Origin of the sequence: Nocardiopsis gilva YIM 90087 (assembly GCF_002263495.1) — a bacterium.
Lineage (GTDB): Bacteria > Actinomycetota > Actinomycetes > Streptosporangiales > Streptosporangiaceae > Nocardiopsis_C > Nocardiopsis_C gilva.
Map to the genome: position 1 here is coordinate 1,725,710 of NZ_CP022753.1, position 21,435 is coordinate 1,747,144.

General features: G+C 67.8%; 22 protein-coding genes. 10 read left to right on the top strand and 12 right to left on the bottom strand.

The genetic code is table 11. The annotated features are described in order from the left end of the window. Window positions 1–6 precede the first annotated feature (6 nt). The gene (locus CDO52_RS08110; protein WP_017617295.1) at window positions 7–585 is read left to right on the top strand and encodes an HD domain-containing protein; all 579 of its coding nucleotides are present in this window, start codon (window positions 7–9) and stop codon (window positions 583–585) included. A gap of 201 nt (window positions 586–786) precedes the next feature. After that, the gene (locus CDO52_RS29670; RefSeq protein ID WP_449406725.1) at window positions 787–1,593 is read left to right on the top strand and encodes a glycine-rich domain-containing protein; all 807 of its coding nucleotides are present in this window, start codon (window positions 787–789) and stop codon (window positions 1,591–1,593) included. A gap of 396 nt (window positions 1,594–1,989) precedes the next feature. Here CDO52_RS29670 and CDO52_RS08115 read toward each other — a convergent pair whose 3' ends face one another. Then, window positions 1,990–2,856: a methyltransferase domain-containing protein gene (locus CDO52_RS08115; protein WP_094932290.1), complete on the bottom strand. Its 867-nt coding sequence runs from the start codon at window positions 2,854–2,856 to the stop codon at window positions 1,990–1,992. A gap of 394 nt (window positions 2,857–3,250) precedes the next feature. Between CDO52_RS08115 and CDO52_RS08120 the strand changes: the two genes are divergently transcribed. The 6 genes from CDO52_RS08120 to CDO52_RS08145 all read left to right on the top strand — a co-directional run bounded on the left by CDO52_RS08120 (window position 3,251) and on the right by CDO52_RS08145 (window position 8,569). Beyond that, the gene (locus tag CDO52_RS08120) at window positions 3,251–3,895 is read left to right on the top strand and encodes a sigma-70 family RNA polymerase sigma factor (RefSeq protein ID WP_017617297.1); all 645 of its coding nucleotides are present in this window, start codon (window positions 3,251–3,253) and stop codon (window positions 3,893–3,895) included. Continuing rightward, on the top strand, window positions 3,892–4,182 hold the full coding sequence (gene rsrA / locus CDO52_RS08125; protein WP_026125516.1) for a mycothiol system anti-sigma-R factor: 291 nt from the start codon (window positions 3,892–3,894) through the stop codon (window positions 4,180–4,182). Before CDO52_RS08120 ends, rsrA begins: the two co-directional genes overlap by 4 nt. A gap of 984 nt (window positions 4,183–5,166) precedes the next feature. Continuing rightward, window positions 5,167–6,492, top strand: a complete 1,326-nt coding sequence (locus CDO52_RS08130; RefSeq protein ID WP_017617299.1) for an HD-GYP domain-containing protein — start codon at window positions 5,167–5,169, stop codon at window positions 6,490–6,492. 29 nt (window positions 6,493–6,521) lie between these two features. Next, window positions 6,522–7,799 (top strand): HD-GYP domain-containing protein, encoded by a 1,278-nt coding sequence (locus CDO52_RS08135; RefSeq protein ID WP_033299360.1) that lies wholly within the window; start codon window positions 6,522–6,524, stop codon window positions 7,797–7,799. 84 nt (window positions 7,800–7,883) lie between these two features. After that, window positions 7,884–8,096 (top strand): biotin/lipoyl-binding carrier protein, encoded by a 213-nt coding sequence (locus CDO52_RS08140; protein ID WP_017617301.1) that lies wholly within the window; start codon window positions 7,884–7,886, stop codon window positions 8,094–8,096. Window positions 8,097–8,191: 95 nt separating this feature from the next. Continuing rightward, complete coding sequence (locus CDO52_RS08145) at window positions 8,192–8,569, top strand: thioesterase family protein (RefSeq protein WP_017617302.1); 378 nt, start codon at window positions 8,192–8,194, stop codon at window positions 8,567–8,569. Window positions 8,570–8,938: 369 nt separating this feature from the next. Here the strand turns inward: CDO52_RS08145 and CDO52_RS08150 are convergent, their stop codons facing one another. The 3 genes from CDO52_RS08150 to CDO52_RS08160 all read right to left on the bottom strand — a co-directional run bounded on the left by CDO52_RS08150 (window position 8,939) and on the right by CDO52_RS08160 (window position 12,299). Then, complete coding sequence (locus tag CDO52_RS08150; protein ID WP_193373644.1) at window positions 8,939–9,559, bottom strand: DUF4352 domain-containing protein; 621 nt, start codon at window positions 9,557–9,559, stop codon at window positions 8,939–8,941. Window positions 9,560–9,753: 194 nt separating this feature from the next. Beyond that, the gene (locus CDO52_RS08155) at window positions 9,754–11,415 is read right to left on the bottom strand and encodes an acetolactate synthase (protein ID WP_094932291.1); all 1,662 of its coding nucleotides are present in this window, start codon (window positions 11,413–11,415) and stop codon (window positions 9,754–9,756) included. 140 nt (window positions 11,416–11,555) lie between these two features. Further along, window positions 11,556–12,299 (bottom strand): GntR family transcriptional regulator, encoded by a 744-nt coding sequence (locus tag CDO52_RS08160; protein ID WP_026125517.1) that lies wholly within the window; start codon window positions 12,297–12,299, stop codon window positions 11,556–11,558. A 96-nt stretch (window positions 12,300–12,395) separates the two neighbouring features. On the opposite strand from CDO52_RS08160, the gene CDO52_RS08165 reads away from it, so the two are divergent. After that, a complete protein-coding gene (locus CDO52_RS08165; protein ID WP_094932292.1) occupies window positions 12,396–13,958 on the top strand; it encodes a sensor histidine kinase in 1,563 nt (520 codons plus the stop codon). A 164-nt stretch (window positions 13,959–14,122) separates the two neighbouring features. Here the strand turns inward: CDO52_RS08165 and CDO52_RS08170 are convergent, their stop codons facing one another. Together CDO52_RS08170 and CDO52_RS08175 are read right to left on the bottom strand one after the other, a co-directional pair. Beyond that, window positions 14,123–14,380 (bottom strand): WhiB family transcriptional regulator, encoded by a 258-nt coding sequence (locus tag CDO52_RS08170; protein WP_017617307.1) that lies wholly within the window; start codon window positions 14,378–14,380, stop codon window positions 14,123–14,125. A gap of 338 nt (window positions 14,381–14,718) precedes the next feature. After that, window positions 14,719–15,654 (bottom strand): diacylglycerol/lipid kinase family protein, encoded by a 936-nt coding sequence (locus tag CDO52_RS08175; protein ID WP_017617308.1) that lies wholly within the window; start codon window positions 15,652–15,654, stop codon window positions 14,719–14,721. Window positions 15,655–15,693: 39 nt separating this feature from the next. On the opposite strand from CDO52_RS08175, the gene CDO52_RS08180 reads away from it, so the two are divergent. Further along, window positions 15,694–16,104, top strand: a complete 411-nt coding sequence (locus CDO52_RS08180) for a hypothetical protein (RefSeq protein ID WP_017617309.1) — start codon at window positions 15,694–15,696, stop codon at window positions 16,102–16,104. 195 nt (window positions 16,105–16,299) lie between these two features. Here the strand turns inward: CDO52_RS08180 and CDO52_RS08185 are convergent, their stop codons facing one another. From CDO52_RS08185 to CDO52_RS08210, 6 genes are all read right to left on the bottom strand, one after another. Then, window positions 16,300–17,058 carry an RNA polymerase sigma factor SigF gene (locus tag CDO52_RS08185; RefSeq protein ID WP_193373645.1) on the bottom strand — a complete coding sequence of 253 codons (759 nt, stop codon included), beginning with the start codon at window positions 17,056–17,058 and terminating at the stop codon, window positions 16,300–16,302. 41 nt (window positions 17,059–17,099) lie between these two features. Beyond that, the gene (locus tag CDO52_RS08190) at window positions 17,100–17,525 is read right to left on the bottom strand and encodes an ATP-binding protein (protein WP_017617311.1); all 426 of its coding nucleotides are present in this window, start codon (window positions 17,523–17,525) and stop codon (window positions 17,100–17,102) included. A 149-nt stretch (window positions 17,526–17,674) separates the two neighbouring features. Beyond that, complete coding sequence (locus tag CDO52_RS08195) at window positions 17,675–18,160, bottom strand: GNAT family N-acetyltransferase (RefSeq protein WP_017617312.1); 486 nt, start codon at window positions 18,158–18,160, stop codon at window positions 17,675–17,677. Between the two features lie 155 nt (window positions 18,161–18,315). Continuing rightward, window positions 18,316–19,068, bottom strand: a complete 753-nt coding sequence (locus tag CDO52_RS08200; protein WP_026125518.1) for an amino acid ABC transporter ATP-binding protein — start codon at window positions 19,066–19,068, stop codon at window positions 18,316–18,318. A 92-nt stretch (window positions 19,069–19,160) separates the two neighbouring features. Further along, on the bottom strand, window positions 19,161–20,120 hold the full coding sequence (locus tag CDO52_RS08205) for an amino acid ABC transporter permease (RefSeq protein ID WP_232524414.1): 960 nt from the start codon (window positions 20,118–20,120) through the stop codon (window positions 19,161–19,163). 17 nt (window positions 20,121–20,137) lie between these two features. Next, the gene (locus CDO52_RS08210) at window positions 20,138–21,082 is read right to left on the bottom strand and encodes an ABC transporter substrate-binding protein (RefSeq protein WP_017617315.1); all 945 of its coding nucleotides are present in this window, start codon (window positions 21,080–21,082) and stop codon (window positions 20,138–20,140) included. Window positions 21,083–21,435 lie beyond the last annotated feature (353 nt).

Below are 21,435 nucleotides of genomic sequence, written 5' to 3' on the forward strand. Positions count from 1 at the left end.
ACCCGCATGGACGACCACCTGACCCGCACCGCCCACATGCTGTTCGAGGCCGGGACGCTGAAGCGGCAGCGGCGCACCGGGTGGTGGATGGCCGGTGTGCGTGACCCGGAGTCGGTGGCCGAGCACTCCTGGCGGGTGGCGCTCATCGCCTCGATCCTCGCCCGGATGGAGGGGGCGGACCCGGGCCGGGCGGCGCTGATCGCGGTGTGGCACGACACCGGCGAGACCCGCAGCGGCGACCTCAACCACCTCGGACAGCGCTACGTCCAGGGGGAGCCGGATCCGGTGGAGATCGCCGGAGACCAGACGGAGGGCATGCCCGAGCCGGTGGCGGAGATGGTGCGCGGCGCGGTCTCCGACTACGAGGACCAGGAGATTCCGGAGGCGCGGTGCGCGAAGGACGCCGACAAACTGGAGTGCCTGTTGCAGGGCATCGAGTACCGGGAGCAGGGGTATTCGGCGGCCCAGCGGTGGATCGACAACTCCCGGCCGCGGATCAAGACGAAGTCCGGGCAGGCTTTGGCGGATGCGGTGTTGGAGCAGGGGACTCTGGACTGGCTACGCGCCGCCATGGGAGAGAAGTAGACGCACACATGAGGGTCCCGCTTACGCAGCGGTGGGGCCTTGCCGATGTCGCGCGGTGACCGGTAGCAGATGAGCTCTGCGTAGTCGGTCGGTTGTCCGGATGCGGTCGAGGGTGTTTGGTGGCGTGCGGGTCCGGCCAGACAAGATCAAAGAGTGGTTGAGCAATCACTCTGCGAATCCCCCCATCGAAAAGGACGAACCATGACGAAGGCGTCCCGCGTGCCCACCCCGATCCGGCTGAGCGTCCCCCTTGCCCTGGCTCTGGCGGCGACTGGGCTCACCCCCGTCCCGGCCACCGCAGCCACTGTTCACACCTTCTCCGAGACCGGCAAGTGGCATGAGTACACCGTGCCCACCGGCACGTCATGGATCGGAATCGTCGCTATCGGCCCCGGCGGAGGGGGCGGCGGTGGCGGCACAGGCGTGCCGCCCATCGTGCCCGGTGGCAATGGGGGCGCAGGCGGAGGCGGTGCCGCGGTCTCGTGCGACTACTGGCCGCTGTCGGGGGAGAAGATCACCCTGTGGGTCGGTGCGGGTGGCATGGGCGGAGCAGCCGGCTCTCACTGGAGCGGCGAACACTTCCTCAGCAATGATGGGAAGCCCGGGTCGGACGGTACTGGCCCCTCCCTTGTTAGAGACGGACACCCCAGGCAGAGCGTGATCGCTGACCCTCAGCCAGGCCACGGTGGGGCTGGCGGCAAGCGTGGTACCGCACGTGACGCTGGAGACGACGGCGCGCACGGGCCGGGCGGCACGCCCACCCCCAACACCGGAACCGTCAACTGCAAGAGCGACGTTGCTGGCCACCCCGGCAACACAAGCGAGACAGGTAGGAGGGAAGGGGGTAATCCGGGGATCAGCCCACCAGAATCCTGCCCGGTCGGCACAGGCCGCGGCGGGGACGGCGGGTACGGCGCGACGCCCACGGAGCACGGGTGGGGAATGACCGCACCCTCAAGCGGTCGGCCAGGTGGGAACGGCTGCATCGTATTGACCGTGGCCCACTGATCCCACCCCAGGCCGCAGCCAGGACCGAGAAGTCCTGAGGGGCCGACGTTATCGGTTCGCTGAATACGGTCTCTTCCAGGATCCCTGGAGGGGACCGTTCTGCCGTGCAGAGCCATGAACCGTGGCACGGGCGTCCGCGACCGTTCCCTCGGCGTCGGCGCCGCTGAGCCCGTAGCACCACAGCGGCATCGATCGGATCGCCGACGGGTTGAACGTTCCATCACGCTGGCCTCGCCCAGCGGCACGCGCTCCCGCTTTGCGTAGGCCAGCACCTCGGCCTCGCGGGCGTCCAGGTCGTCGGTCCATCCCCGCACGCGCGGGGCTTACAGTAAGCGACCTGCACTAACGCAAGGTGTTACCTTCGCGTGATCTGTCGATTGGCCCACCGTTAATAAGTCAGTCGCCACCGCCCGGTTTGCGGGCGCTAGCGAGTAGGTGCACGCCGACGTAGTCGTCGGATTCTGATGCTTTGAGTTCCATGTCGACCAGCCGGTTCAGTGCCCGGGGGTCGCCGTTCACCATCATCTCCACCGTCGACGCCGACAGCACAGTACGCGGCTTGATCCACTCCAGCTCCAGCCCAACCTCCGTCAACAGCTCGGACAGCTGTTCCGCTGTGAAGCACCGTGTGATGGAGCCGTCGGGCCACGGGACCAGGAGCACGTCGGCCTTGGGCGCGAAGCTCAGCTCGGGCCAGCAGTCCTGTTCGGCCAGCAGGGCCATGCCCAGCACAACAGAGTCGACGGACAGCAGCGTGCGCCCACCCGGGCGCAGTACGCGCTCGATCTCGGCCAGCGACGACTCGGTGGCAAGGTGCTGGGAGAGGATGCGGTTGTCGGCGATGACGCCGTCGAAGACGTTCGACGCGAAGCTCTCGAGCAGCGTGGCGTCCCCGACGACCGGGCGGAGCCGTCCGGGGGTCTGTCCGCGCTGGGCTGGGGCGTGGCCGTTGACCAGGGTCAGGGGGCGCCGCACGGATCTCTTGACCGAGGGCAGGAGCGGAATGACGTCGTGCCCGGCCGCGACGGCGCGCTGGGCGCCGGGGAAATCCGGGTGCGACATATCCAGGATCAGCCCGGGGGCATGGGGGAGCCATCGGGCCAGCTGGGCGTCGGCTACCGCCCAATAGAACCGCCAGTAGGCGGTCAGCGAATCAGTAGTGGAGAAATGTGCCGCGGGGGATCGGATCGACTCGGGATCCGCCGCGGTATCGGCGGACGGGGGCTCCGGCACACGGGCTGCGGAACTGGAGGACGGTCGCACGCACGCTCCTCTCCCACGTCTGATGTTGAGGTTTTACCCGTACTCTCCCACGGCTCACCTCCCCGGATTCAGCCGTCGGAGGAAGTCGCGGGGAGTCGTCAGGTGTATCGGACCGGCTGTGGGGCGGAATCAGTGAGCGGTGCCGGTTGTTGGCACCGACATCACCCGCCAGCCCGGCCGCCCCCGGGTCGGCTGCCGCTCTGTGGCCCGGCAGCTCCGAGTACGGCCTGATAAGGACAGTAAAGGCAGGTCCATGCCCAGCGCCAGCGCTTGCTTGCTGAAAGATCGCCCCGACTCGTCGCCTCCGGGTTCAAGCGTGCGTCCCGCCGCCCCGGGGCCGTATCGTGAGGCTACGGTTGCCCCACGGGATGCCAGCACAAGGAGGCCGGCGGGTTTGAATCAGGGCCAAGAGACTATCGAGGATCGAGGAGCGCGGTTCGAGCGGGATGTCCTCCCGTTCCTGGACCAGCTGTACTCGGCCGCGTTGCGGATGACCCGTAACCCGTCCGACGCCGAAGATCTCGTCCAGGAGACGTTCGCCAAGGCATTTGGCTCGTTCCACCAGTTCAAGGAAGGGACCAACCTCAAGGCGTGGCTGTACCGGATCCTCACCAACACCTTCATCAACTCTTACCGCAAGAAGCAGCGGGAGCCGAAGCAGGCGGGGACCGAGGACGTCGAGGACTGGCAGCTCGCACAGGCGGCGTCGCACACCTCCACCGGGCTGAAGTCCGCTGAGGCGGAGGCGCTGGAGCACCTGCCCGACAGCGACGTCAAGCGTGCGCTGCAGGAGCTGCCAGAGGACTTCCGGATCGCGGTCTACCTGGCGGACGTCGAGGGGTTCGCCTACAAGGAAGTCGCCGAGATCATGGACACCCCGATCGGGACCGTGATGTCGCGGCTGCACCGCGGGAGACGACAGCTCCGTACGCACCTTGAGGAGTACGCGGTCGACCGGGGGATCCTCTCCGCGGAGGGCGTCGAGTCGGCGGCCATGGAAGCGTCAACTGGTGGGGCACGTCGGAGGGACCAACGATGATGTGCGGAAAACCGCACGCTACGCCTTGTAGCGAAGTACTGGCCAAGGTGTACACATACATCGATGGCGAGCTCGCAGAGTCCAACTGCGACGAGATTCGACAGCACCTCGACGAGTGCGGACCGTGCCTGGAGGAGTACGGCCTTGAGGAGGCCGTGAAGAAGCTCGTCGCCAAGCACTGCGGGTGCGACCCCGTTCCCGGCGATCTGCGCGAGAAGGTGCTGCACCGGCTCGCGGCGGCGCAGAAGGAGCAGGAGGCGCGCGAGACCGGAGTCGGGGAAGCGTAGCGCGTGTAGGGAGGAGAGGAGCCGCGGTCGGCTCGTCCGGGCCGGGACGCGAGCTTGTGCCCTGCGCTCGGGAGTCCTTTGCCGCTCCGCCCCTCCCAACCCGCCCTGCCCCACCCCACCCCGCTCCGCGTCAGCGCGGACTTCCGGCCCTGCCCTGGACCATGTCGCGGACCACTCCGATTCCCGCTCCCGCCCCCATACCCGCACGCCGTGGATCCCGGCGAAGCAGGGGATGAACGGACATGACACAGCGGTCGATAATATCGGCCGCTGTTCCCTCTTTTAGGGCGACATGTACGCGAATGCCCTTCGAACGTCATCCGACGGCCACGGTGGTGTCCACAGTCGGGTTTTGGACACGGAATCGTGTTCCCGAGCGTCCGAGGGATGTCATTGACACGCCCGGTGGCGTCACTGCCTTTCGTGTTCAAAAAGTGGCGCGGATAAAGCGCGCCGATACGGTTATCGTATGTGAACGTCTGTTACATAGGGTGATGAAGGTTGTCCTTCATGGGGCCAATGTGGTGCGGGAGTCACTGCGGTGCGGAGATTTGGTGTCTCGCGATGTCGGGAAAGAGATTGCGGAGAGTGACTTTCGCGAGCTACGAATTTAAATCGTATTTCCGCAATTTGAAACCGGAGAGATGTGGGTTTCTCACGGTTGTCTCACGCTTCGGGTTGGGGAAATCGATAGCGAGGCGAGGCCCGTTAAACTGAGCCGTCATATCCACCGTATGGGGGTATATTCGCGCCGCGCCCAGGGGAGATTCAGGGGGTGCGCGGTGCCGAGGCTCCGGAGAGGACGGTAGGCCGTGACTTTGCTGATCGTGAAACTGACGTACCTGGTTTTCGCAGTGGGGTGGGTCCTCACCCACGTCGGCGGGTGGTCCTGGTGGTAGAACGGAATCGATGAAATCATGACGGTTCGGTCGGCATCGGGGCAGGAGGTACCGGGAATTGCGTTCGCTTCCGGGAGCGGCGCGGTTGTACGTCGGCCTCGTCGTCCTCAGCGCCGCGGCAGTACTGCTGCACGGTCCCTACACGGGGATTGATCCGGCCACGCTGATCCTGCTCGCCGTCCTGTTCGTGGTCGCCGAGTCCATCGGCACGATGGTCGTTTCGGGGAAGACGGGCCTCTCGCCGAGCTCGTCGGTGTCCCTGGCGGCCGTCGTGCTGGTCGGCCCGATCGGGGCGGCCGTGGTCGGCTTCTCCTCGTGCTTCGTCGTCTTCCGTCGGCAGAACCTCGTCAAGCGCCTGTTCAACGGCGCTCAGTTCGCCCTGGCCGGTTACGCGGCCGGGCACATCTTCCAACTCCTCGGCGGCCGGATGGGCATCCCCGAGGGCGGTGACTTTCCGCTCATCGTCCTGCCCTTCACCGTCGCGATCCTCACCCACACCGTTGTCAACAGCGCCCTCGTCGGGGGCCTGATGTGGTGCCTGGGCGCCGTGCACATCCAGCGACCTCGCAGGGTGCGCTGGCGCCCACTCGCCAGCCTCGAACTGTCGTCGGTCGGCTACGGCATGCTCGGCCTGTTCATCGCCGCCATCTGGGGAGCGGTGGGCGCCTTCGCCGTGCTCCTGGTGCTGCTGCCGCTGTTCATCGCACGCTGGACCTTCGACCAGTACATCGCCGAGCAGAAGGCGCACGACGCCACTCTCGCCACGCTCTGCCAGGCGGTGGAGACCAAGGACTACTACACGCGCGGCCACTGCATGCGCGTTGCCAAGGCCGCCGTGATGATCGCCCAGGAACTGGGCATGCACGCCGAGCGCGTGCACACCATCCGCTACGCCGGGATGCTGCACGACGTGGGCAAGCTCGGCGTCCCGACGAAGGTGCTCCAGAAGTCCGGGCGCCTGACCGAGGAGGAGTACGCCGCTATCCAGTTGCACCCGATGCGCGGGTACGAGATTGTCCGGGAGATCGGCTTCTTGGACGAGGCGCTCGCCGGGATCATGCACCACCACGAGCGCATGGACGGCGGCGGCTACCCGATGGGGCTCTCCGGCGAGGACATTCCGGAGTTCGCCCGCATTCTGTCGGTGGCCGACGCCTTCGACTGCATGACCTCCACCCGCTCCTACCGCAAGGCGCGTTCGATTGGTGAAGCCATCGCCGAGCTGCGCCGCTGTGCGGGGCCGCAGTTCGACCCCGTCATGGTCGACGCCCTGATCGCCGCTGTGGCCCGCGACGGGTGGGAGGCGCCCGACGCCGTGGAGCCGCCCGATGACGACCTTGCCGAGGTAGCCCAGCAGGACCACGACGACCCCAGTGTTCCGCTGCGGGTCGCGGGGGAAAGTGACGGATGATCCTGCAACGGAGGCCCGAAGTGGAGGGGATGGGGATACGGCGTCGGGGGTGGCCCCCCGGCCGTATCGACCCTGCTCGGGCGATGCTCATCACCGCGGCGGGTGGCTGTGCTGTCGGCTCGCTGATCTGGACGCTGCTGGTCGGATTCGTGGAGCCGCACGCGGCACTCGCGTTCGGCGTGCTCATCGCGGCTGGTGAGCTGGCCCGTATCACCCTGCCGGGGCATCGGGAGGTCGCGCCGATCGCCTCCGCCGGAGCCATCGGCTACGCGTTCCTGCTGAGCATCGGCGGCGTCATGGTGACCCACTCCGCGTGGCAGGTCATCGCCGTCGTCACGCTGGGGGTCGCGCTCGGCGAGCTCCCGCACATCGCCGTTGGCCGTGAGCCGCGTTGGAGCGACCTCGCCCGCCGCGTGCTCATCGTCGAGATCACCGCATTGGTGTTCCGCCCTTTCGTGCGCGAGGTGCCGCCCGACCCTGACAACTGGTGGCTCATCGTGGCGGTGATGACCGCCCTGGTCGCCGTGGCCTGGCTGATCGACGCGGGCATCGCGGCCACCATTCGCGCCGAACGGCTGCACACCCGCCTCAGCGTCGCCTTCGGCGACGAGTTGCGGGCACAGTTCGCGATCGGCATGGCGATCGGCTCGTCCGGGGTGCTCATCGCGCTGGCCAGCACCGTGACGGGGCTTGTGGGGCTGCTGGTGTTCACGGCTCCGCTGCTGGTGACGCAGGTGGCCTTTCGCCGCTTCGCCGAGATCCGGCTCACCTACCTGCAGACCGTGCGCTCGCTGTCCCGCGTGACGGAGGTCGGGGGGTATGTGGAGACCGGCCACTCGCGGCGCGTCAGCCGCCTGGCCCGGCTGATCGGTTGTGAGCTCGGCATGCGCGAGTCCGAGCTGCTGGAGCTGGAGTACGCCGCGCTGATGCACGACATCGGCCAGCTCTCGCTACGCGACCCGATCGCGGGCGGGGCGACCGTGCTGGCGTCGCCGCGCGAGCAGCGACGGATTGCCGAACTGGGCTCAGCGGTTATCCGGGAGACGGGCGTGCTCGACGCCGTGGCCGAACTGGTGCGTCGCCAATGCGAGGCCTGTGAGGGCGATGGTGATGATGGTCCGCCGCCGCTGGGAAGCAGGATCATCAAGGTGGCCAACGCGTTCGACGACCTGGTGGGCGAGTCCAGGGACGCGGACCGGATCGAGGCCGTCCTGCAGCGGTTGCGGATGGACGCGGGGCGCGAATACGACGCGGAAGTGGTGGCGGCAGCGGCGCAGGTGCTCGAACGCGACCGCGCGCGCCGATGACCAGGATCATTACCGGCGGGTACTGCCGTAGGATCTGTCCCCGTTCAGGAAGATTCACCATCAGGGGAAGAAAAGGGGCACACCATGGCTGAGATCCGCGCGGAGATGGTCGCCAACGTGTTCAAGGTGACGGCGGCCCCGGGCGACAAGGTCGACGCCGGTGCGACCCTGTTCATCCTGGAGTCGATGAAGATGGAGATCCCGGTCCTGACGGAGGGGCCGGGAACCGTGTCCAGCATCGACGTCGCCGAGGGCGACGTGGTCCAGGAGGGCGACCTGCTCGCCGTCGTCGAGTAGGGAAGCGCGCCACAGGGGCCTGTGGAGTCGATCTATCTGTCAGCTCCCCGGTCCCGCCCCAGGGCGCCGCACAGCCATCGGATAGTTTCTTCGGCATGACCATCAGCGAGGGACTGCAAGGCACAGCCGATCTCGTGGTGACCGACGACGACACCGCCATCGCCCTCGGCAGCGGCGACGTCCCTGTACTGGGAACCCCGCGCGTTCTCGCCCTCGCGGAGGCGGCCACCGTCGCCGCCTTGGCCGGACACCTGGACGAGGGCTACACCAGCGTGGGTACCAATGTGGCGCTCTCGCACAGTGCTCCCACTCCAGTCGGTGCACGAGTTCAGGCTGAAGCTGTCCTGAGCCGCGTCGAAGGCAAGCGCCTAGAGTTCGACATCACCGTCACTCAAGGGGCCAGCGTCATCGCGGAAGGCACGGTGGCCCGCGCCATCGTGAACCGCGATCGCTTCCTTGCCACTGCTCGATAGCGCCAACAGAAGATCTCAAGAACATAACGCGCCGCATTGTTCCAGGTCATTTGCTGTAAGCCCCGCATGCGCGGGGGTGGACCCGCGGCGTCTTGGGACCCGTAGGCCGGGCGCAGCGTAAGCCCCGCATGCGCGGGGGTGGACCGGGTCATGTGCTAGCGAGCCAAGATATGTACGCCACCGCACACGCGGGGGCGGCCCGGCCGAAGCCGGGCCCAACTCAGGCGGCTGGTCTGGCGTGATGCGCTAGGGCACCTTGTCGGCAAAGTACACGGCAGGATGCGTGGGAATTCCGGCCATCAGGGGCGCTCGTGTATCCGACCACCAGAAGTCCCAGCATGAGGGCTGCTGCAGTGCGTGGGACCATGCCTACTCTTCAACCTTGAAGACGATGGGGTCGGCAAAGGACCAGACATCCTCGATGACGACCTGGGTGATCTCGGTGCCCTTCGGTACGTCCACAACGGCTTCGCCGCTGGCCTTGTTGCCGGGATTGATCTGCTTCAGGAACAGGTCGTTCTCGCCGATGGTGGTTTGGGACGAGTACTTCTTGCCGTCCGCGTCTTCCAGCTTCAGCGCGCTCGCGTCGAAAAGCGTGGCCTCGTCTCCAACGTTCTCCACCTCGAGGCCCACGACTTTGAACTCGCCCTGAGCCTCTTCCTCAAGGTATTCCGGCCCGTAGGTATCGGTCGTGTCGATGCCGGTGACGGTGATCTTCCAGTCGTCCACCGTGCCGGTGTCGCCGACTGTGAGGGCGTCGGTGGCCGCTGAGCCCTTACCCTCCAATTTCGATTCGGCTGTGCCGTCCTGTGACTCCGCAGCGGACCCATCCTTCGAGGGAGCGTCTGTGCTGCTGGTGCCGACGACGGCCATGCAGCCGACACCGAGTACAAGGAGCACGGCGGTTGCGCCGCCGCAGCCGAGACAGCCAAGTAGCCACGGATTGTGCTTCCTGGGCTGAGGGGACTGGGGCATGTACGGCTGCGCCATCCTGCGTCCTTCCGGTGGGGGATTCGTAGCTCCGGACCATAAGTGGGGCAAGATCGGTTACGGGCCGGTATGACGAATTTGTAGCCACCAACGCAGTTGTTGATGATTCACGGCGATTAGCTGGTATGCAGAAGACCCGGCCGCAGGCCGGGTCTTCATTGAGGGGGTAAGGCCCGCCAACGCGGGGCCGCGTCCTACACCCCCATGGTCTTGCGGGGGTAGACGTTCTCCGGGTCGGTGGCGATGTTGACCAGGTAGGGGACGCCCGAGTCGAAGGCCCGCTGTAAGGCCGGAGCGATCTCCTCTGGTTTGGTGACGAGTTCGCCGCCGCCACCCAGGGCCTGGACGACCTGGTCGTAGCGGGTTTGCGGGTTGAGGTCCGCGACGACGTCGTAGCCGTAGAGCATCTGCATCGGCGCTTTCTCCAGTCCCCAGATGCCGTTGTTGCCGCAGACCATCACCACGGGCAGCTTGTGGCGGACGAGGGTGTCGACGTCCATCAGGGAGAATCCTGCGGCGCCGTCACCGAGCAGTGTCACCACCTGGGAGGACGGGCGGGAAAGGCGGGCGGCGATGGAGTAGCCCATGCCCGTTCCCAGGCAGCCGAAGGGGCCGGGGTCGAGCCAGTTGCCGGGCTGCTTGGGTTCGATGTACTTGCCCGCGTAGGAGACGAAGTCTCCGCCGTCGCCGATGACCACAGCGTCGTCGTCCAGCACCCTGTTCAGTTCGCCGTAGATGCGTGCCGGGTGGATCGGGTCCGCGTCGCTCGTCAGGGCCTCGGCGTCGGTGGCTATCGCCGCTTGGGCTGCCTCGGACAGTGTGGTTCGCCAGGCCTCCACGGTCCCTGACGGCTTTGTCGCGTCGCCGAGGCCGCGGAGTACGTGTGACAGGTCGCCGGACACCGATCCGGCCAGCGTCAGGTGGGTGGCGATCTGCTCGGAGGCGTCTGTGATGTGGACGACCTTGGCCAGGGGTGCCCCGTCCTTGCCGCCGAACAGGCCGTGGCCGAGGCGGAAGTCCATCGGGGTTCCGACGACCACCACCAGGTCGGCCCCGCCGAAGGCGGCGCCGCGTGCGCGCGTAGCCAACAGTGGGTGTCCGGCCGGGAGTACGCCGCGTCCCTGGCCGTTGGTGATGACCGGGATTCCCAGCGCCTCGGCGACCTCCAAGGCCACCTTCTCGGCGCCGTCGACCCACACGTCGGATCCGAAGACGAACACCGGGCGTTCGGCGTCGCTGATCAGGCGGGCGATGTGCGCCACGGCCTCCGGGTCGGGCGTGCGGTCCCAGGCAGGCGCGTTTCCGGCGAGATCGACCTCGGCTTGGTCGTAGAGCCGGTCCATGGGCATGTCGAGGAAGACCGGGCCGCGGTGGGCGCTGTTGGCGAGTCGGCAGGCCTCGTCCATGGCCGTCGCGATGCCGTCCGTCGCGTGCACGGTCTCGGCGCGCTTGGTGATCGGGGTGAGCAGCGGCGGCTGGTCGAGTTCCTGCAGCAGGCCCTGCCCCCAGCGGCCGTCCGGGGCGCGTCCGCCGACCACGACCAGCGGCGAGCCGTTGAAGTGAGCCGTCGCGATGCCGCTGACGACGTTGGTCACGCCCGGACCGGCGGTCACCACCGCCATCCCGGCCCGCCGGGTCAGCTTGCCGATGCCCTCGGCGCCGAACACGGCCGTCTGCTCGTGCCGTACGTCGAGGAGGCGCATGGTCGCTTCGGGCTGGACCGCCCCGTCGTAGAGGGGGAACACGTGCCCGCCGCTCAGCGTGAACATCGTGTCGATGCCGTGGTGGCGGGCCACCTCCACCGCGTGCCTGCCGCCGTGCCCGCTGATGCGGCCGGTGAACGGGGACGTGCTCATCTACGGGTCACTCTCCTCGGACGTGTGGGGCGTTTCGGAGAAACTGAAATTACCGGTCAGTAAAGCAGCGGCGTGACATGTCGCACAACCCGCCGGAGCGACACTTTCCGGCGGGTTGTGTCTTCTCCGCGCTAGCCGGCCTACTCCTCCCGTGGCGGGCGCAGGCGGGTGACGAACTTGTACCGGTCGCCCCGGTACAGCGAGCGCACCCACTCCACCGGGTTCCCCTCAGCGTCGAAGCTGTGCTGACTGTGCAGCACCAGCGGCAGACCAACGTCGACGCCGAGCAGCCGGGCCTCGTTCGGGGTGGCCAGGACGGTCTCGATCGTCGCCTCGGCCTCTGCCAGCCGGACGTCGTACGCGCTGGCCAGCGCCTCATACAGCGACGCGTAGCGGTCCAGCTGCCGCCGCAGCCCCGGGAACCGGCGCGCGGCCAGGTGGGCGGTCTCCACGGCCATTGGTTCGCCGTTGGCCAGCCGCAGGCGCTCGATGCGCAGCACCCGCCCGCCCGAGCGGATCGCGAGCAGCTCGGCCAGCTGGTCGTCGGCGTTGATGTAGCTGACGTCGAGGATGCGGGTGGCCGGGTGGAGCCCGTGCGCGCGCATCTCCTGGGTGTAGCTGGTGAGCTGCAGCACCTGCGCGACCTTGGGCTTGGCGACGAACGTCCCCTTGCCCTGGATCCGCAGGAGCCGGCCCTCCACGACCATCTCGGTCAGGGCCTGTCGCACCGTGGTCCGTGATGTACCGAACTGAGTCGCGAGCGCGCGTTCAGGGGGCACCGGGTTCCCGGCGGGCATGGCTTCGATCAGTTCCAGAAGTAGCTTCTTGACTTGGTAGTACTTCGGAACCCGGGGGCCGTCTTCGAGTGTGCGCTGACCCGTCACGTCGGTATCCTCCACCGCTTTCCCGGCCATTATTGGTTTGGACCACTGGTCGAGTCCATCCCTTGAGTATGCCTCCATCCGTGGGATGATTTGTGAGTGCCTCACCTCAGTGATCTCATCAGGCGCTACACGGCGCTCAAGACGGCGGACCTCGAATGGTTTCACTCGCTGGTCTCCGACTGGCAGCTGCTGGCCGACCTCTCCTTCGCTGACCTCGTACTTTGGGTCCGGCTGCGGGACGACAACGGCTGGGTCGCCGTCTCCCAGATGCGACCGACCACTGGTCCAACCGCGTTCCAGGACGATCTCGTGGAGACCGTGCTGCGCGACGACATGACGGAGATCGCGGACGAGAACGTCCAGTCCCGGCTGGTCGGCCGGAAAGCGCTGATCGACCGGGCCTGGGACGAGGGCCGGATCTGTCGCGAGGGCGATCCCGACTGGTCAGGCGGGGTTCCGGTGCGCGAGGAGACCATTCCGGTCCGCCGCGAGGGGAAGCTCATCGCGGTGATCCAGCGCAGCACCAACCTCAGCTCCGCGCGCACACCCAGCCGTCTGGAGCTCACTTACCTGCAGAGCGCGGGTGACCTGGCGCAGATGATCTCCGAGGGGGAATTCCCGTTCAGCGACCAGGGGCCGCTGATGGTGCGCTCACCCCGCGTCGGCGACGGCCTGCTCCGCCTCGACCAGGACGGCGAAGTGGTCTACGCCAGTCCCAACGCGCTCTCGGCCTATCGGCGACTCGGTCTGACGGCCGACCTCGTGGGCGCGCGATTGGACCGCACCACGCTGGACCTGGCCTCGGCGGCCGGGGGAGACCCCCGGGACGAGTCGCTGACCTGGACCGCCGGTGGCCGCGTCCCGCAGGAGGCCGAGGTGGAGGCGCGCGGATCCACGGTCCAGCTGCGCTCTATTCCGCTGGTAACCGGCGGCGTTCGGGCCGGCGCGCTGGTCATGGTCCGCGATGTCACCGAGCTGCGCCGACGCGAGCGCGAGCTGATGACCAAAGACGCCACGATCCGTGAGATTCATCACAGGGTGAAGAACAACCTGCAGACGGTGGCCGCGCTGCTGCGTCTGCAGTCCCGGCGGCTGAACATCCCCGAGGGACGCGCCGCCCTGGACGAGGCCGTGCGCAGGGTCGGATCGATCGCCATCGTGCACGAGATGCTCTCACACACCCCCGACGAGGTCGTGGACTTCGACGACATCGCCGACCGGGTGATCGAGATGGCGGCGGAGGTCTCCTCCACCGGCGCCACGGTGCACCCCCGCCGTGTCGGCAACTTCGGGCTGCTCTCCGCGCTCGTCGCGACCCCGCTGTCGATGGTCCTGGCCGAGCTGGTGCAGAACGCGGTCGAGCACGGGCTGAAGCAGGAGCAGGGCAGCATCGAGGTCCGGGTGCGCCGCGACGACCCCACCGGAGCCGAGGACCACCCCGGACGGCTGTTCATCGAGGTCATCGATGACGGGGGCGGGCTCCCCGTCGACTTCGACGTCGACGGCACGACCAACCTCGGACTGCAGATCGTGCGAACCCTCATCATCGGGGAGCTCGGCGGCAGCCTGGAGATCAAGCCGCGGGAGAGCGGCGGGACCCGGGTCGCGATCGAGATGCCGCTGGAGAGCGAGGTGCAGCCCTACCGCTGGGACCACTGAGCGCGCGTGGCCGCCCCGCCGGCGCGGGCGTCTGCGCGCCGCGCCGCGGCGGACGTGGTTGCTTGTCCCTCTGCCGTGGCCTGCGGAGACGGTGATACGGTGTCGCGGCGGCCCGGCAGGCAGCGTTGGGCGCGGGTGGCCGCGCCGAGATGGTTCAGGCGGGTCTAGAGTGCGGTGCGGAGCATCGGACGCGCGGTGCGGCGGCGCTTGAGCGCTCGGCGCTCGTCCTCGCTCATGCCGCCCCACACACCTCCGTCCTGCCCGGAATCCAGTGCCCACTGCAGGCACGAGGTGCTGACCGGGCAGCGCCCACACACCTCTTTGGCCTCTTCGATCTGGATCAATGCCGGCCCGGAATTCCCGATCGGAAAGAACAGCTCGGGGTCTTCGTCACGGCAGGCTGCGTGGTGGCGCCAGTCCATGCGGGGCAACTCCTCACGGTGAGGCGAACTGGGGTGTGCGACTCGTGAACAGATTCACTTGCTTCGGCGCCCAGCTTGGAGGAACGTCATCGTCGGCCCCCCGGGTACGCCTGCGCACTCGCCCAACGGGTTCGTCATCGGTGTGATCCGCAGGCTGTAGACGGCTCTGCGTCGGGCCATCCGACCTCGGAATCATCCGTTTTACTCGCCCGTAACGTGCGGCGATATTTTGACTCTGACAGGGATGGTCCGACCACGCAAGAGCGACGGTATATCATCCTCCTGGATCCCGTGTCGCGTGCGTCACAGCGCCGCTCACCTGCGGGTTCACCCCCGTATTAGCCGATCATTCGTAATGCCTTCGGTATCGACTGGAAGTTGACCCGTTTCCGCATTCCGAGGTATTCGCCGTCAATCTGAAAGGCGCGCGGCCGTCGCGCGCTGATGGTCATCGACGGTTGGTCGTGCCATGTGACGTATCCGCGGCCATAGGGTTTCAGCCCCTTGTGCGACATCATGCGACGCAACAGCCGCGCCACTCGGACCGTGTGCAGCTGGGTCAGGGCGAACGCGTCCAGGCCGAGTTCGAAGCGCGAGCGCGGTGTCGGCTGGACGGGGACGGACCCGGCATACGTCCACGGGGTCGTGTTCGTGACGAGCGCGAAGTACAGATCGCTCACGGGGTCGTGTCCGGGAACCTCCACGGTGAGCCCGGGATCGCGGATGGTGCCCTGCATGAAGAGCTTCGTCGCGATCGAGATGTACAGCGCGGGGGAGGCGCGCCGCCCGGCCCGGCGCTGCCGCTCGACCTCGCGCACCACATCGGCGTCCCACCCGAACCCGGCGCAGAACGTGAAGTAGCGGTCGTCCTCGTCGCTGGTGATCCGTCCGAGCCCCACCGTGCGGTTGCGGCCGGAGCGCAACCCCTCCAGCACCGCGCCGGTGGCCTCGACCGGGTCGGTCGGCAGGCCCAGCGCGCGGATGAACACGTTTGCGCTGCCGCCGGGCAGCGCGGCGTAGCTCGGCCGGGTCAGCTCCGACGGCGTCGACAGCAGTCCGTTGACCACCTCGTTGACTGTGCCGTCGCCGCCGAGGCTGATCACCAGCTCATAGCCGTCGGCCGCCGCGTCGCGGGCCAGCTCGCGGGCATGATCGCGGTACTCGGTCACCGCGACGCGCAGATCGACATCGCGGGCGATGGCGCCGACGATGACATCGCGGGATCGGGGGGTGGTCGTGGTCGCCTGGGGGTTCACGATGAAGAGGGCACGCACCCGATCATTCTAGTGATCGCGGCGAGGATAGGCTGGAACGTGTCTTCGCGCCCCATCACCATCACCCTCGCTGCGGTACTCCAGGCCCTGATCGCGCTGGTCGTGGCCGCCGAGGGCTGCTACGTCCTCGTCAACACCCTGCTGGGCCGCGCGTTCGACGCGGCGCAGGCGCTGCCGCTCGCGGTCTTCGCGCTGGTGGCCGCCGCCGCGCTCGGCTACGTCTCCTGGGGCCTGTACCGCCTGAACGACTGGGCGCGCACGCCGGTCGTCGTCACCCAGATCTTCGTGCTGGTCGTCGCCTACTACATGTGGACCAGCGAGCAGTATGCGATCAGCGCCGCCCTCGCCGCGGTCGCGGTGGCCGCCCTCGCTCTGGTGCTGTCTCCGCCCACGACCGCCACGCTCTTCCCCGACAACGAGAGCTGGCAGAACAATAAGCGGCGGCAGTAGGGCGGCAGCAGGGCGCTTGCCGACACGGGCGCGGTGCGAACGGCCAACGGCGGGGGAACCGCGCGGACGCCACGGCGCCATCCCGATCCCCGAGTCCCCGGACCCGCTCGAACGACCGACGGCCCCGCGCCCCGGAGGAGTCCGGGCAGCGGGGCCGTTCGAGGTGGGTCCGGCGCTATGGCCGGCCACGGATCATCAGTCGTCGGTGGTGAGTGCCTGTCGGAGCTGGGCCAGCGTGCGCGCCAGCAGCCGGGAGACGTGCATCTGCGAAATCCCCAGTTCCTGGGCGATCTGTGACTGGGTCATGTTGCCGAAGAAGCGCAGTAGCAGGATGCGCTTCTCGCGTGGCGGAAGCTGCTCCAGCAACGGCTTGAGCGATTCGCGGTACTCGACGCCCTCCAGCGAGTCGTCGACGATGCCCAGCGAGTCGGCCACGGCCGGGGCGTCCTCGTCACCGCTGTCGGGAGCGTCCAGCGACACGGTGGAGTAGGCGTTGGCGGACTCCAGGCCCTCCAGCACCTCTTCCTCGGACATCTGCAGGTGTTCGGCCAGTTCGTGCACCGTGGGCGCACGGCCCTCGCGCTGGGACAGGTCGCTGACCGCCTTGGTCAGCGACAGCTTCAGCTCCTGCAGCCGACGCGGGACGCGGACCGCCCACCCCTTGTCGCGGAAGTGCCGCTTGATCTCCCCGACGATGGTGGGCGTCGCATAGGTCGAGAACTCCACGCCGCGGTCCAGGTCGAACCGGTCGATCGACTTGATCAGGCCGATCGTGGCCACCTGGGTGAGGTCGTCGAGCCACTCCCCGCGGTTGCGGAAGCGCCGCGCGAGGTACTCCACGAGGGGCAGGTGCAGCTCCACAAGCTCGTCGCGGATGCGCTGCCGCTCTGGAGAGTCCTCGGGAAGCTCGCTCAGGCGCTCGAACAACTCTCGTGCGCGGGCACGGTCCGGCACCGCGTGCTCCGTTTTCGCCGTCAGAGCGGGCCCCCTTTCGCTCACGCCGACTCCACCTGGCCGCGTCGTTTGTGCAGGACGATCGAGACCCGGTCGTCCGGACCAGCGGTGGCGTCGACCTCGCCCGCCAGCGCGGACAGCACTGTCCAGGCGAACGTGTCGCGTTCGGGCAGGCGGCCGTCGGCGGTCAAAACCGACACCGAGATGCGCATCCCGTCGCCGGTGAGTTCGAACTCTGTCGTCAGGTCGGTTCCGGGAAGTGCCTGGGAGAGCAGCATCGCGCAGGCCTCATCGACCCCGATGCGCAGGTCCTCGATCTCATCGAGGGTGAAATCCAGCCGGGCCGCCAGGCCGGCGGTCGCCGTGCGCAGGACAGAGAGGTACGCGCTGTCGGCCGGCATCTTGACGGTCACAGCGTCCCGTACGTCCGTGGCGCCCGACAACGGCGCGGCGGTTTCTTCGGTCACGTCCCTCCTTCGGGATGTGGGATTGCCGCTTGAGAGCAATCTATCTTGTTTCTGCATGGTCCCGGTGCACACGGTCACATACGTGTCATGCGTCCCGACCTTCCGGCCTGTGCTGTTGTCGTCCGCGAGTCGCCGATGTATCTCCTACCTCAGCGGGTCCCGAGTGCCGTGAGACTGTCGTCGGCCAGCCGGTAGACCGTCCATTCGTCCATGGGCACGGCGCCCAGAGACTTGTAGAAATCGATCGACGGCGTGTTCCAGTCCAACACCGACCACTCAAGGCGTGTGTAACCCCGGTCGACGCAGATGGCGGCGAGCTCGGCCAGGAGCGCCTTGCCGTAGCCGTGGCCGCGCATCTCCGGGCGGACATAGAGGTCCTCCAGGTAGATCCCGTGCTTTCCGGTCCACGTGGAGAAGTTGCGGAACCAGAGGGCGAATCCGGCGACGGTGACCGACCCGTCGGCGTCGGTGTGCTCGGCGATGTGGGCGAAGACCGCCGCGTCCGGCCCGAACAGGGCGTGGGCGAAGTCCTCCTCGGCCGCCACGGCGGCGTCCGGCTCCTTCTCGTACTCGGCGAGGTCGCGCACGAGCCGGTGGATGGTGGGGATGTCTTCGGGGCGTGCGGGGCGGATCACGGTGCTCCTCGTAGGTGGGGCGAGCGGTGTGCGGCCGGGCCGGCCGTCGGGTCCGGCGGAACCGTTACCTGCTCGCCCCACGCTACCCAGTGTCGATGAATCGGTGATCACATCGATCCGCACCGATCCGCGCGGGCGGGCGATGCGATCGCCCTTTACAGCACCCGCGACAGGAACGCCTGGGTGCGCTCCTCCCGGGGGTTGGCCAGCACCTCGCGCGGGGGGCCGGACTCCACGACGACGCCGTCGTCCATGAAGACCAGGGAGTCGCCCACCTCGCGGGCGAAGCCCATCTCGTGGGTCACCACGACCATGGTCATGCCGTCCTCGGCGAGATCCTTCATGACCGCGAGCACCTCGCCCACCAGCTCCGGGTCCAGCGCGCTGGTGGGTTCGTCGAAGAGCATGAGGTCGGGCTCCATGGCCAGGGCACGGGCGATGGCCACCCGCTGCTGCTGCCCGCCGGACAGCTGCCGCGGGTAGGAGGGGGCCTTTTCGGCCAGGCCCACCCGTTCCAGCAGCCGCATCGCCTTGTCCCGCGCCACGGCCCTCTTCTCGCGGTTCACCTGGACCGGTGCTTCCATGATGTTGCCCAGCACCGACATGTGCGGGAACAGGTTGAAGTTCTGGAACACCATGCCGATGCCGCGCCGCTGTGCCGCGACCTGCGCGTCGTGCAGCTCGTAGAGCTTCCCGCCCTTCTGCCGGTAGCCCATGAGCTGACCGTCCACCCACAGCCGACCGCCGTCGATCTTCTCCAGGTGGTTGATGCAGCGCAGGAAGGTGGACTTGCCCGAACCCGAGGGGCCGACCACGCACATCACCTCGCCGCGCCGCACCTCCAGATCGATGCCGCGCAGCACGTGCAGGCGCCCGAAGTGCTTGTGCACGCTCTCGGCGACGACCATGCGGTCGTCGACGGAACCGGGATCAGTGCCGGGGGCGGCGCCGGACCCGGTCGCGGGCCCGGTCCCCGTGTCGGCCGGTGTGGTGTCCTGTGTCAATTCCCCGCCTTGGTCTCGATCGCCTTCAGTTCGGCCTGGGCCTGCCGGTCGCCCTTGGTGAACGAGCGCTCCAGGAAGTACTGGCCGATCATGAACAGGCTCGTGATCGCCAGGTACCAGATGCACGCCGCAACGAGCATCGGGAACGCCTGGAAGGTGCGCGCCCCGATGTTCTGCAGCTGGAAGAACAGCTCGGTGGTCACCGGGACGAAGGCGACCAGCGCGGTGTCCTTCAGCATCGCCACGGTCTCGTTGCCCGTCGGCGGGACGATGACCCGCAGCGCCTGCGGCAGCGTGATCCGCCGCATCACCTGGAAGTGGCGCATGCCCAGCGCCTGGGCGGCCTCGGTCTGGCCCTTGTCCACGGACTGCAGCCCCGCGCGCACGATCTCGGCCATGTAGGCGCCCTCGGACAGTGCCAGGGCGAGCAGACCGGCCATGAACCCGCTGAGGAACGTGCGCGCGTCGATGCTGAAGATCGCCGTGCTGTAGCCGTCCAGCCCCAGCAGCGGCAGCCAGTACATGTCGAACGGTAGTCCGAACGACACGGTCGCGTACAGGATCCCGAGATTGCCGAAGAGTACCGCCAGCACCAGTCGCGGAACCGCTCGGAAGAACCAGGTGTAGGTCCAGGCGACCCCGGCCAGCACGGGGTTGCCCGACAGGCGCATCAGGGCCAGCACGATGCCCAGGAAGACGCCGATGATCATTGACAGGACCGTCAGGAGGAGGGTGGTCCGCACGCCGATCAGCACGGGTGGGATGAACATGTTGGAGAACATGAACTCCCACTGGAACGCCTCGTTCGTGAGCAGCATGTGCACGAACATGGCGACCAGAACCACGATGACGGCGGCCGCCACCCACCGCCCGGGGTGCCGAACCGGCACGGCCTTGATCGGGGTGGGTGGGGCGGCACCCGGCGTGCCCGGGGACAGGGGGGCTTGTTCTGTCACGCTCACGCCTGACCGTTCTATTCGTCGACGTCGGGGTTGACCGCGGGCTCGGTGATCGCGCCCGCTTCCACGCCCCACTCTTCGAGGATCGAGGAGTAGGTGCCGTCTTCGATGAGCGACGTGTAGGCGGCGGCGACCGCTTCGGCCAGCTCCGTGTCGTCCTTGTTGATCACCGCGCCGTAGGGAGCGGACTCGTACTGCTCACCGAGGGTCTCCAGCTTTCCGCCGGTCTGCTTGACGGCGTATCCGGCCACCGGCGTGTCCGCCAGCGCCGCGTCGTTCTTGCCGGAGACGACCGACTCCGTGGCGTGCGTCTGCTCCTGGTACTGCTCGATGGTGATGCCGGCCTTGCCGTCGGCCACGCACTTCTCGCTGCGCGCCTTGGCGTCCTGCACCTGGATGGTGGCCTTCTGCACGGCGACGCGCTTGCCACAGGCGTTGTCGGGGTCCACCGACTGCGGGTTGCCCTTCTGGGTGAACCACTGGGTCCCGGCCGTGTAGTAGCTGACCATGTTGACCTGTTCGAGGCGCTCGTCGTTGATGGTCACCGACGACATGCCCACGTCGAACTTGCCGGACTGCACGCCGGTGATGACCGCGTCGAACGGGGAGGGCTTCCAGTCCGTCTCCAGGTCGAGCTTTCCGGCGACCGCGTCGAACAGGTCGACGTTGAAGCCGGTGACGGTCTTGCCGTCGGCCTCCATGAACTCGCCCGGCGGGTACTCGGCGTTGACGCCGATCACCAGCTTGCCGGCGTCTCTGTACTCCTGGGGCACCATCGCCGCGAGCTCGGCGTCGGCTTCGACCTCCACCTTCGGCGTGGTCTCCTGGCCGGCGTCACCGTCGTCGCCACCACCGCCGCACGCGGTGGCGAACAGGGCGAGGCCGGCGGCGAGTGCTCCCATGCGGTAGATGCGGCTGCGGCGGGCGCCCGCTGCGGCCGGGTGTCCTGCGATGGTCACGGCAGTCTCCTTCGTGCGGCCCGCCACTGCCTGCCGGCGGACGGCCGCGTCCTGTCGGAATCGGAGTTATGGCATCACACAAAAGTGGGGATGACGTGGGCGTACTATCGTGCACAACCCGGCATGTTTCGTGGGTCACCGTTATGAGATGATTGGGTAACGGGTCAACCCCGTGGCATCGGCAGCGCCGCACTCGCATAAGAGCCGAGCGGAGTCCGACTCCCCCGTTCCCACCAAGGTCATGGCCGACCGGATCGGCGGAGTCCCCCCTAGCACCCTGGCCTCCGCGCGCTGACCGGATTTGTACGCGGCCGTTCGTGTCATGGCCGGCATGGACGCGCATGATGACGAGG